Annotated in this window: 8 protein-coding genes; 5 read left to right on the top strand and 3 right to left on the bottom strand. The window is 68.9% G+C overall.

From position 1 onward, the window contains the following. The 3 genes from treS to ABD366_RS13240 form a co-directional block, all read right to left on the bottom strand. Positions 1–1,201 (bottom strand): maltose alpha-D-glucosyltransferase (treS, locus tag ABD366_RS13250; protein WP_344441739.1); only part of this gene is annotated, 1,201 nt, incomplete at its 3' end. Between the two features lie 46 nt (positions 1,202–1,247). Beyond that, the gene (locus ABD366_RS13245; protein WP_425576954.1) at positions 1,248–3,233 is read right to left on the bottom strand and encodes an alpha-1,4-glucan--maltose-1-phosphate maltosyltransferase; all 1,986 of its coding nucleotides are present in this window, start codon (positions 3,231–3,233) and stop codon (positions 1,248–1,250) included. Next, a complete protein-coding gene (locus tag ABD366_RS13240; protein ID WP_324767182.1) occupies positions 3,208–3,432 on the bottom strand; it encodes a DUF5133 domain-containing protein in 225 nt (74 codons plus the stop codon). Before ABD366_RS13240 ends, ABD366_RS13245 begins: the two co-directional genes overlap by 26 nt. 288 nt (positions 3,433–3,720) lie before the next feature. Here ABD366_RS13240 and ABD366_RS13235 point away from each other — a divergent pair, with 288 nt between their 5' ends. The 5 genes from ABD366_RS13235 (at position 3,721) to ABD366_RS13215 (ending at position 12,305) form a co-directional block, all read left to right on the top strand. Continuing rightward, the gene (locus ABD366_RS13235; protein WP_324767181.1) at positions 3,721–4,221 is read left to right on the top strand and encodes a pep a2; all 501 of its coding nucleotides are present in this window, start codon (positions 3,721–3,723) and stop codon (positions 4,219–4,221) included. Further along, positions 4,218–6,323, top strand: coding sequence for a glycogen debranching protein GlgX (gene glgX / locus ABD366_RS13230; protein ID WP_324767180.1), 2,106 nt, complete (start codon positions 4,218–4,220; stop codon positions 6,321–6,323). Before ABD366_RS13235 ends, glgX begins: the two co-directional genes overlap by 4 nt. Positions 6,324–6,490: 167 nt before the next feature. Then, positions 6,491–8,803 carry a GH92 family glycosyl hydrolase gene (locus ABD366_RS13225; RefSeq protein ID WP_324767179.1) on the top strand — a complete coding sequence of 771 codons (2,313 nt, stop codon included), beginning with the start codon at positions 6,491–6,493 and terminating at the stop codon, positions 8,801–8,803. 190 nt (positions 8,804–8,993) lie between these two features. Beyond that, the gene (locus tag ABD366_RS13220) at positions 8,994–9,680 is read left to right on the top strand and encodes a TetR/AcrR family transcriptional regulator (protein ID WP_324767178.1); all 687 of its coding nucleotides are present in this window, start codon (positions 8,994–8,996) and stop codon (positions 9,678–9,680) included. A 276-nt stretch (positions 9,681–9,956) separates the two neighbouring features. Next, positions 9,957–12,305, top strand: coding sequence for an AbfB domain-containing protein (locus ABD366_RS13215; protein ID WP_324767177.1), 2,349 nt, complete (start codon positions 9,957–9,959; stop codon positions 12,303–12,305). The last annotated feature ends 52 nt before the right edge of the window (positions 12,306–12,357 follow it).

Here is a 12,357-nt window from a genome sequence, read left to right as displayed (position 1 = left end):
TGTCGCCCATGCCGATCTCGTCGCCGTAGTAGAGGATCGGCGAGCCGGGCAGGGAGAGCAGCAGCGCGGTGAACAGCTCGATCTGGTTGCGGTCGTTGTCCAGGAGCGGCGCCAGACGCCGGCGGATACCGACGTTCGCGCGCATCCGCGGTTCTTTCGCGTACTCCGCGTACATGTAGTCGCGTTCTTCGTCGGTGACCATTTCGAGGGTCAGCTCGTCGTGGTTGCGCAGGAAGATGCCCCACTGGCAATTGGCGGGGATGGCCGGTGTCTTGGCGAGGATCTCGGAGATCGGGTAGCGGGATTCGCGCCGCACGGCCATGAAGATGCGCGGCATCACCGGGAAGTGGAACGCCATATGGCATTCGTCGCCGCCCGAGGGGAAATCGCCGAAGTAGTCGACGACGTCCTCCGGCCACTGATTGGCCTCGGCCAGGATCATCACGTCGGGGTAATGGGCGTCGATCTCCTTGCGGACTCGTTTCAGGAACTGATGGGACGCGGGCAGGTTCTCGCAGTTGGTGCCCTCCTCCGCGTAGAGGTAGGGGACCGCGTCCAGACGGAAACCGTCGATGCCGAGGTCCAGCCAGAACCGCAGGGAGGCGAGGATCTCCTCCTGGACGACCGGGTTCTCGTAGTTGAGGTCCGGCTGGTGGGAGAAGAAGCGGTGCCAGAAGTACTGCTTGCGGACCGGGTCGAAGGTCCAGTTCGAGGCCTCGGTGTCGACGAAGATGATCCGCGCGTCCGCATACTTGGTGTCGTCGTCCGACCAGACGTAATAGTCACCGTAGGGACCGTCCGGGTCGGAGCGCGATTTCTGGAACCATTCGTGCTGATCGCTCGTGTGGTTCATGACGAAGTCGACGATGACGCGCATGCCCCGCTGATGCGCCGCGTCCACGAACTCCACGAAGTCCGCGAGATCACCGAACTCGGGCAGCGTGACGATGTAGTTCGAGACGTCATAGCCCCCGTCCTGCAACGGGGAGGTGTAGAACGGCGGGAGCCAGAGGCAGTCCACGCCGAGCCATTGCAGATAGTCCAGCTTCGCCGTGATGCCCTTGAGGTCACCGACGCCGTCTCCGTTGCTGTCGTAGAAGGAGCGGACGAGCACCTCGTAGAAGACGGCACGCTTGAACCACTCGGGGTCAGGCGTCTTGGCGGGCAGAGACGGGAACTGCGCCATTTCGTCCGTGGACATACGGATCGGCCTCCGTGGACGCGGATGAAGGAGATGGGTGGACGGTTCAGCCGACGGTGAAGACGTGGGCCGGTGACTCCCCCGGGACGAGACGCACGTAGTTGGTCGCTCCCCATGTGTAGGTGGTCCCGGTGAGTTCGTCGCGCACGGGGAACGAGGCTTGGTCGCCGACGTGCAACTGTGCGCGATCGAGGCGAACCGTCGCCTCCTGGGTGTGGTGCGGGTCGAGGTTCACGACCACCAGGACCGTGTTCGAGCCGGTGTGTTTCGAGTACACGATGACGGCGTCGTTGTCGGCCTGATGGAAGTGCACATGGCGCAGTCCGCGCAGGGCCGGACTGCGGCGCCGGATGTCGTTCAGCGCGGTGAGCAGCGGGGCGATCGTGCGTCCCTCGCGCTGCGCCGACTCCCAGTCCCGCGGCCGCAGTTCGTACTTCTCGGAGTGCAGATACTCCTCGCTACCGGACCGTAGCGGAGCGTTTTCGCAGAGTTCGTATCCGCTGTAGACGCCCCAGGACGGCGAGAGGGTCGCGGCGAGAACCGCGCGGAGTTCGAAGGCGGGCCGGCCGCCGTGCTGCAGGAACTCATGCAGGATGTCCGGGGTGTTGACGAAGAAGTTCGGCCGCATGACCGCCGCCGACTCACCCGCCAACTCCTGCACGTACGCGGTGAGTTCGGCCTTCGTATTGCGCCAGGTGAAGTACGTGTACGACTGCTGGAAGCCGGCCTCGGCCAGCGCCCGCATCATCGCGGGCCGGGTGAAGGCCTCCGCCAGGAAGATCACGTCGGGGTCGGTGCGGCCGATGTCCGCGATCACGTGCTCCCAGAACACGACCGGTTTCGTGTGCGGGTTGTCGACCCGGAAGATCCGCACGCCGTGCGCCATCCAATGACGCAGCACCCGGGTCGTCTCCGCTATGAGCCCCGGCAGGTCCTGCTCGAAGGAGAGCGGATAGATGTCCTGGTACTTCTTCGGCGGGTTCTCGGCGTACGCGATGGAGCCGTCCGGACGGTGCTGGAACCACTCCGGGTGCTTCTCCACCCACGGATGGTCCGGCGAGCACTGCAACGCGAAGTCGAGCGCCACTTCCAGGCCCTCCGCCCGGGCCCGCCCGACGAACGCGTCGAAGTCGTCGAGCGTGCCGAGATCGGGGTGGATCGCGTCGTGCCCGCCCTCCGCCGAACCGACGGCCCAGGGCACACCGACATCGTACGGGCCCGGCGTGAGGCTGTTGTCCGGACCCTTGCGGAACGTCGTGCCGATCGGGTGAATCGGCGGCAGGTACACAACGTCGAAACCCATCGCGGCGATCGCCGGCAGCCGGCGTGCGGCCGTGGCGAACGTGCCGCTCACCGGCGGGGCGCCCGCCTCCATTACCGCGCCTTCCGAGCGCGGGAAGAACTCGTACCAGGCCCCGTACAGGGCCCGTTCCCGCTCCACCCACAAGGGCAGGGGGGCGCTCTCGGTCAGCCGGTCGAGCAGGGGGTGCGCCGCGAGCACCTCGCAGACCTCGGGCGCCAGGGCCGCCGCCAGCCGCTCCGTGTCGTCCCGGGCACCGTCGCCGAGGACACGGATGGCCTCGAACAGCGTCCGTCTGGCCGCCTCGTCGGTGACCCGCCCCAGAGCACGCTCCAGGTGCACGGCGCCTTCTTCGAGCGTGAGGTCACTGTCCACACCCGCCGGCACCTTGATGGCGGCGTCGCGCTGCCAGGCGGCCACGACGTCGCACCACGCCTGCACGCTGTAGCTCCAGCGGCCGGGGGACGCCGGGGTCACAGCGGCGCTCCACCGGTCCTCGCCCGGGGCCAGTTCGCGCATGGTGACGCACTGGACCGTGCGGCCTTCGGGGTCACGCAGCACGGCGTGCGGCCGCACGATGCCGGATCCCTCGACGAACACCAGGGCCGTGACCGGGAAGGACTCGCCGGCGACGGCCTTCGCCATGCCGCGGCCGCCGTGGACACGCGGACGCACGTCCTCGATCTGCACAGGAACAAGCTGTGCCCTAGCTGTCACCGCTGCCACCTCCAGTGCTCCGGAGCCGTCGCTCGGCCGTGGACGCCGCCTCGCGCCCGCATCGTTCACCTGTCGCGGCGCACAGCACCTCGACGGACCGCTCGAAACGCGCGCGGACCCGGGCGTCTGCGGGAGAGGCGAGGAATCGGCTCTGCCACCACCGGTAGTGCTTCAGCTTTACCTCGATCTCCTCGCCGACCTGTGATGCGTCCATGGCATCCGTCGACCTCCTGGAATCCGCGGACGCACGCGTCCGCGGCTCACCGAACCTGCACGGAGTGAAAGCGAGCCGTCACACGCGGTCGCTTTCCACCATGGTGCGGGGTGATCGGCCATCCGTCCTGTTGAGCCGAGCGTCACCACCCGATCACTCTCGTGTTGCACGAATGGAGTACGCACCTGAATGTGGTCATTGACTCTCGAGCGACCCAAGCTCACGTTCCGTACGCACGACCACGTCGATGCGGCGGCCGCGTGAGTCACGTGGTGAGGAGCAAGAACCATGAACGACCGGACGGATCCCCGCTATTACCACGTCGAGGTGGACTCCTCGGTGGAGCGCGTCGGACAGATGCAGCGCATCGTGGCCGCCCACCTGCGGTACTGGGGGCTGCAGAAGCTGGTGACGTCGGCGACACGCGGGGTCGGGCTGCTGCTGGAGGCGGCCGCGGCCGGGCCGGTCGAGCGCGTGGCGATCGAGACCTGGTGGACCGGTCAGCACCTGATCACCGCGGTGTCGCACCCCGACGCCTCCGAGGGCGGGCAGAAGGACGCGCACCCCCATCTGCACCAGATAGCGACACTGAGCGACGGCTGGGGCAGCTGCCTCACGAACAACCGGCGCATCGTCTGGTTCTCCCTGCGCAAGACCGATCACGACCGCGAGCCGCTCGCCACCGTGCAGCCGGAGCCGTGGTCCAGCGAGGCACTCACCCTGCCGCAGACCCCGGCCGCGCCCGGCAGCGCCGCGCGTGCGTCCGAGACGGCCGGAACCACGTCGTGACGGCGCGCCCGACGGGCCCCGGGAACGGGGACGTCCAGGCCGGGCGCCCCTATCCGCTGGGGGCCACCTACGACGGCCACGGTACGAACTTCGCACTGTTCAGCGCCGTGGCCTCCCAGGTCGACCTGGTCCTGCTGGAGCCGGACGGAACCGAGCGCTCGGTGACGCTGCCCGAGGTCGACGGTTTCGTCTGGCACGGCTATCTCCCGGACGTCGGCCCGCGCCGGCGGTACGGCTACCGCGTCCACGGCCCCTGGGAGCCGGCGTCGGGGCACCGGTGTGACCCCGAGGCGTTCCTGCTGGACCCCTACGCCCTCGCGATCCACGAACAGGCGCCCCCGAACGGCGCGGCGGGACACGGGCTGTGCGGGGTCGTGGTCGACCCCGCCTTCGACTGGGGCTCGGACGCGCCGCCGTCGTACTCGTACACCGACTCGGTCATCTACGAAGCACATGTGCGGGGCCTGTCGCAGACACATCCGGATGTGCCGGAGGAGCTGCGCGGCACGTATGCCGGTCTGGCGAGCCCGCCCGTCATCGAGCACCTCACGTCCCTGGGTGTGACCGCGGTCGAGCTGATGCCCGTCCACCAGTTCACCCAGGACGGGTTCCTCCTCGACCAGGGGCTCTCCAACTACTGGGGCTACAACACGATCGGCTTCTTCGCGCCGCATCACGCCTACGCCGCGCACGGAACGCTCGGCGAGCAGGTCACCGAGTTCAAGACCATGGTGAAGGACCTGCACGCCGCGGGCCTCGAAGTGATCCTCGACGTGGTCTACAACCACACGGCCGAGGGCAACGAGAAGGGGCCGACGATCTCCTTCCGGGGCATCGACAACGCGTCCTACTACCGGCTGTCCGACGAGGACTTCAGCCGCTACTACGACACGACGGGGACCGGCAACAGCCTGCTGATGCGGCACCCGAACGTGCTGCAACTGATCATGGATTCGCTGCGGTACTGGGTGACCGAGTGCCACGTCGACGGCTTCCGGTTCGACCTCGCCGCCACCCTGGCCCGCCAGTTCCACGAGGTGGACCGGCTCTCCGCCTTCTTCGACATCATCCAGCAGGACCCGGTGATCAGCCGCGTGAAGCTGATCGCGGAGCCCTGGGACCTCGGCGACGGCGGCTACCAGGTCGGCAACTTCCCTCCGCTGTGGTCGGAGTGGAACGGCAAGTACCGCGACGGCGTCCGGGACTTCTGGCGCGCCCGCGACCGCTCCCTGCCCGAGTTCGCCTCCCGCCTGACCGGCTCCGCAGACCTCTACGCGCACGAGTACCGGCGCCCGCGCGCGAGCGTCAACTTCGTCACCGCCCACGACGGGTTCACCCTGCGCGACCTGGTCTCGTACAACGACAAGCACAACGAGGCCAACGGCGAGAACAACAAGGACGGTGAAGCCCACAACCGGTCCTGGAACTGCGGCGCGGAGGGGCCCACGGACGACCCGTCGGTGCGGGAGCTGCGCGGCCGTCAGCAGCGCAACTTCCTGACGACGCTGATGCTGTCGCAGGGCATCCCGATGCTGAGCCACGGCGACGAACTCGGCCGCACCCAGGGCGGCAACAACAACGTGTACTGCCAGGACAACGAAGTGAGCTGGATCGACTGGGAACTCGACGAGGAGCAGCAGGACCTGCTGCGGTTCACCCGCGAACTCATCGCCCTGCGCAAGGCCCATCCGGTGCTGCGCCGACGTCACTTCTTCGAGGGGGGCACGCAGGAGGGACGGCGGCTGCCGGACCTGGTCTGGCTGCGGCCGGACGCCGCGGAGATGACGCCCAGGGACTGGCGGCGGCCGGACGCCCACGCCATCGGCGTGTTCCTGAACGGCGACGAGATCTCGGCGCCCGCTCTCAAGGGGCCCACGGTCGTGGACGACTCCTTCCTGGTGTTGTTCAACTGCTACTGGGGACCGACGGAGTTCACGCTGCCCGACGCCGCGTTCGGCATCCGCTGGACCAAGCTGATCGACACGGCCGAAGCGGACGGCGTCTGCGACGAGACGGAGTACAAGGCGCAGACGTCGCTCCTGGTGGAGGAGCGGAGCCTGGTCGTCCTGTCCCGCCCGCCGGACACCACCGAGGGGCTTTGACCTGCATTGAGCTGACTTCGGGCCAGCGGCTTGCAACGATGCATTGACGTAGCGGCACCCCACGCACAAAGATCGACAGGCACGAATATGACAACGTTGTCGTACGAGAGAGGATCTCGATGAGAGCGTGGAAGCGCCTGTCCACCGCCTTGTTGATCATCGCCACCATGGCATCGGCTTCCGTCACCACGGGCGTCGCGAACGCCCGGGAGCGGGGGCCGCGGTTCGCCGATGACCCCACCGAGCTGGTCGACACGTCGATCGGCAACAACGGGGACGGCACCACCTTCCCCGGCGCCGCCGCCCCGTTCGGCATGGTGCAGCTGAGCCCCGACACACAGTTGAACAAGTACGCCTCCTACGACTACGCGCAGGACACCATCCTGGGCTTCAGTCATACGCACCTGTCGGGCGTCGGCTGTCAGACGATGGGCAATATCCGGTTCATGCCGACCACGGGCGCGGTCACGTCGTCCGACCCGGCGCAGTACGGCGCGAAGTTCAACCATGACAACGAGACCCGGTCGCCGGGCTATTACGGCGTGAAGTTCGACAACGGCATCAAGGCCGAGCTCAGCGCGACGCAGCGGACCGGCCAGCACCGCTACACATACCCCGGCGGATCGGGCGCGGAGAACGTGCTCATCGAGGCCGGCGAGAGCAACGGCAGCACGTACGCCGGTGACATCAAGGTGGTCGGCAACGACACCGTCGAGGGCTGGGTGCAGGGCGGCAACTTCTGCGGCGAGACCGGCAAGGAGCGCTACCGGGTCTACTTCAGCGCCAAGTTCGACCGGAAGTTCGCCGACTTCGGTACGTGGACCGACGGCACACTCACCCCGGGCGAGCGCGAGGCGTCGCGCGGCAGCAAGCGCGCGGGCGCCTGGCTGTCGTTCGACCCGGCCAAGGGCAAGCAGGTGGGCTCCTCGGTGGGCCTGTCCTACACCTCGGTGGACGGCGCGCGTCTCAACCGCGAGGCGGAGCAGCCCAGGTCGTTCGAGAAGGCCCGGGCCGGCGCGCACGACACCTGGCAGGACGAGCTGAACCGGATGCGGGTGGCCGGTGGCAGCACCGCCGACCAGCGCACGTACTACAGCGCGCTCTACCACTCGCTGCTGCACCCGTCGGTGGGCTCCGACGTCGACAACCGCTACCGCGGCTTCGACGACAAGGTGCACCGGGCGGACGCGCCGTACTACCAGATGTTCTCGCTCTGGGACACCTACCGTTCGCAGAACCAGCTGGTGGCTCTGCTCAACCCGGACAAGGCCACGGACATGGCCAAGTCCGTGCTGCGCGTCTACCAGGACGGTGGCTGGCTGCCGCGCTGGGGCCTCGGCGGCGGCGAGACCAACGTGATGAGCGGCGACCCCGTCACCCCGTGGGTCGTCGACCTGTACAACCGTGGTCTGCTCGACAAGCGCACCTCGCGGCAGCTCTTCGACGCGCTGTGGAAGAACGTCAATGAGGTGCCTGCGGACCAGTCGCTCTTCCGGGGCCGCGACGGCAACCCGACCTACGTCGAGAACGGCTTCGTCGGCTACCAGAACCTGCCCGGTTACAAGTACGGTGACAGCCGGCAGGCAGGCTCGGCGACGCTCGAATACGCGCTCGCCGACTGCGCGCTGTCCACGATGGCCGACGGTCTCGGATACCAGGACAAGGCGGCCACGCTCGCCTCGCGCTGCGACAACTTCAGCAAGCTGTGGGACACCGACGTCACCTCGCAGGGTTTCACCGGGTTCCCGGTGACGAAGAACGCCGACGGCAGCCTGGCGGGCGATCCCGACCCGACGCAGTCCGGCGCCTTCCACGAGGGCACCGCGTGGCAGTACCAGTGGCTCGCCCAGCAGGACCCGAAGACCCTCTTCGGTCTCATGGGCGGGCAGGGCGCGGCCGAGCAGCGGCTCGACAAGTTCTTCGACCTGCCGACCGTGCTCACCGACCCGGCGAAGGCCGCGTCCGAGTCGTGGGTGACGGGCGCCTACGACTACCACAACAACTTCGCCTTCAACCCGAACAACGAGCCCGACTTCCACGCGCCGTGGATGTACGCGTGGACGGGTGCGCCGTGGAAGACCTCCGCGGTGCTGCGGGCGATGCGGACGCTCTTCACGGACAGCGTGTACGGCATGCCCGGCAACGACGACCTCGGCTCCACCTCGTCGCTGCTCGTCTTCGCGATGGCCGGGATCTTCGAGGCCCAGCCCGGTTCCGCGAAGTACATCGTCTCCGCGCCCATGTTCGAGAAGGTCGAGATCCGGCCCGAGCACGGACGCAGGATCAGCATCGAGGCGCCGGGTGCCGACGCGTCGAAGCTCCAATACGTGTCCTCCGTGGACACGCGCAAGGGCAAGCTGCGCCAGAGCTGGCTCTCCCATGAGGACCTGCTCCGCTCCGGCACCGAGAAGGTCAAGCTCTCGGACAGGCCGACGAGCTGGGGCACGGGCGTGGCTCCGCCCGCCATGGCCCAGGACTGACGGCACGGGGTGCGGTCCCTCGCGGAGAAACCCGGGGGGCCGTACCCCGGTCGTGTGTGCGCCGGGCGCCGGTCCGGCCGCTCACTCGCGCGGCCAAGTGGGGAGCACTCCCCGTTTACTGGAGGGGCGATAGCATCTCGCCCGGGGAGCACTCCCCGCTTGCCGCTGCAGACCCTGATGGAGGACGACGATGAGCACCGGTGCGGATCCTGGGACCGCTCCCCGCCGGCGCGACGCGCGTCGCAACCGGGAGCTGCTGATCGAGGCGGCCCAGGAGGTCTTCCGCGAGCAGGGTCTGGAAGCGCCGCTCGATGTCATCGCCCGCAGGGCGGGGGTGGGCAACGCGACGCTCTACCGCCACTTCCCCACCCGCGTCGCACTCGTCGACGCCGTCTTCCGCGAACCGCTGACGGACACGATGGCCGCGGGCGAGGAGGCCCGGCAGGCCCCGGACGCCTGGGCGGGGCTGACCGGCTACCTGGAGTCCGTCTTCACCGTGCTCGCCACGGACCGCGGCACCAACGACCTCATGACCACCGGCCTGCGGGGCGTCGAGGCGCTGGAAGCGGTGCACGCGCACAATCGCCGGACCGTCGAACTGCTCCTGGAGCGCGGCCGCACGCAGGGCACCGTACGTCCCGAGGTGACCGCCGAGGACGTCCTGTTCGCGCTGGCCGCCCTCGGCCGCGCCGTTCCGGCCCTGACCGCCGCGACCGACGCCGACGCCTGGCGCCGGCCGCTCGCCCTGTTCCTCGCGGGACTGCACACCGCGCCCGCCGCGCTCCCGCTCGCCTCCCCCGCCCTCACTCCCGGCCAACTCGCCGCCGTCCTGGGCGAACTGGGCCCGCACCGCGGCACCGGCGGCCCGGCGGCCTGAACCGTTTTCGGCCCTCGTCGACCGCCCGCGCAGATTTGCGCGTCCGGAGCGTTGACGCGCCCGCGGGCAGTGCGTAAAACCCTCTTACAACGATGTAAGAACGTGGCATCGGCTGCACGTGCCCGCCTGCGACGTCTCCGGCTCCCCCACCACCGGTCCCCGGAACCGGGCCGCATGCCGGTCCCCCTCTGTACAGCGTTGTAGAGAAAGAACCCGCACCTCCGTACCGCCGTCCGGCGGCCCCACCGGCCGCGACCTGCGTCACGAGGAGCTCCGATGCGCCATCGCCCCGCCCCCACCCGCCTCAGATCCGTGCGGCACGCGCTCGGCATCCTGCTGAGCACCCTCGCGCTGCTGCTGGGCGGCGCCACCGCCCTGGCCCCCGCGGCACAGGCCGCGCCGGCCGCCTGGACCCCCAAACCGTCTCCGATGACGACGCCGTGGACCGGCCAGGTCTCCCGGGACAATCCGCTTCCCGAGTACCCGCGGCCGCAGCTCACCCGCCCCGACTGGGCCAATCTGAACGGCATCTGGGACTTCGCCGTCACCTCGGCGAGCGCCGGACAGCCGGCCTCGTTCAGCGAGCAGATCCGCGTCCCGTTCGTCGCGGAGTCCGCGCTCTCCGGCATCCAGCGCAAGATCACCCAGAACGACAAGCTCTGGTACAAGCGCACGTTCACCGTGCCGTCGAACTGGAACGGCCGCCGGGTCCAGCTCAACTTCGGCGCCAGTGACTGGCGTACGACGGTGTGGGTGAACGGGCAGCAGGCCGGAGCCGTCCACAACGGCGGCTACGACGCCTTCGGTCACGACATCACGCCCCTGCTCAACGGCGGCACCAACACCATCGTGGTCTCCGTGTTCGACCCGACCCAGACCGGCGGTCAGGCCGTCGGCAAGCAGCGCATCAACGACGTGACACCGCACCCCGGCGGCGGCATCTTCTACACCGCCGCTTCCGGCATCTGGCAGACCGTGTGGCTGGAACCCACCTCCGCCGCCCACATCACCCGCCTCGACATGGTGCCGAACCTGTCCGACTCGACCCTGCGCGTCACCGTCCGGGGCGACGGGATCAGCGGCCAGAGCGCGCGCGTCACCGTCAGCTCCGGCGGCACGACGGTGGGCACGGTCACGGGCGCGGTCGGATCGCAGGTCTCGGTGCGCATCGCCAACCCGCATCTGTGGTCGCCCGATGATCCTTTCCTGTACGACGTGAAGGCCGAACTCGTCAGCGGCTCCACGGTCGTCGACACCGTCGGCTCGTACGCCGGGATGCGGTCGATCTCGCGCGGCACGTTCGACGGCAAGCAACGGCTGCTGCTCAACGGCAAGTTCGTCTTCCAGACCGGCACCCTCGACCAGGGGTACTGGCCCGACGGCATCTACACCGCGCCCACCGACGACGCCCTCAAGTACGACCTGCAGAAGCACAAGGACCTCGGCTTCAACATGGTCCGCAAACACATCAAGGTGGAGCCGCAGCGCTGGTTCTACTGGGCCGACCGGCTCGGGCTCCTCGTATGGCAGGACATGCCCGCGATGGACACCCGCGCCCCGGACGCCGCCGCCCGCACGCAGTGGGAGGCCGAGTTCGACCAGGTCATCGACGAGCACCGCAGCTCCCCGTCGCTCGTGATGTGGGTGAACCAGAACGAGGGCTGGGGCCAGTACGACCAGGCCAGGATCGCCGACAAGGTGAAGGCGGCCGACCCCTCGCGCCTCGTCGACAACATGAGCGGTATCAACTGCTGCGGCGCGGTCGACGGCGGCAACGGTGACGTGATCGACCACCACAACTACGTAGGTCCCGGTGTCACCCGTCCATCGTCGACGCGGGCCGCCGTCCTCGGCGAGTTCGGCGGACTCGGGCTGCGGGTGCCGGGCCACGAGTGGTCGCCCGGCAACGGCTTCTCCTACGAGGACCAGGCCGACGCCGCTCACCTGAACAACCGGTTCATCGGTCTGATCGACGCGCTGCGCCTCCAGCAGATGCCGGCCGGTCTCTCCGCGTCGGTCTACACCGAGATCACCGACGTCGAGAACGAGGTCAACGGCCTGCTGACGTACGACCGTCAGGTGACCAAGGTCGACCAGGGGCGGATCAAGGCGGCGAACCAGGCCCTGATCGACGCTTCGCGGAGTACGGCGGCGCCGGTCACCCTGCCCAGCGGGTACAGGTCGCTGCGGGTCACCACGCCCGGCTACACCGACCGCTACCTGCGGCACCAGGACGCTCTCGCGTACACCGAGGTCGTGGGCAGCGGCAGCAGCGCCCTGCTGAAGAGCGACGCCACGTGGCGCATCGTGCCGGGTCTCGCCGACAGCGCGTGCTACTCCTTCGAGTCCCGCAACTATCCGGGCGAGTATCTGCGCCACCGCGAGTTCCGCGTGCACCGGGAGGCCGGTGACGGCTCGGCGCTGTTCCGCGCGGACGCCACGTTCTGCGCGGTCCAGGGGCAGGGCGGCGTCCGGCTGATGGCCCAGAACTACCCGGGCCAGTACCTGCGTCACTACAACTCCGAGGTGTACCTCGCCGTCCCCGGCGGATCGCGGGCGGCGGACAACCCGAGTCTGTTCGCGGAGGACACGACGTGGGCCGTGGAGGCGCCCTGGGCGCCCTGATCCCGCGCCCGGCCGGGCCGCGCGCATCATCCCAGGGGCGATGCGCGCGGTC

This window comes from Streptomyces kunmingensis, assembly GCF_039533535.1.
GTDB lineage: Bacteria > Actinomycetota > Actinomycetes > Streptomycetales > Streptomycetaceae > Streptomyces > Streptomyces kunmingensis.
The sequence above is the reverse complement of the archived record's forward strand: the minus strand, read 5'-3'. Positions and strand labels throughout refer to the sequence as shown.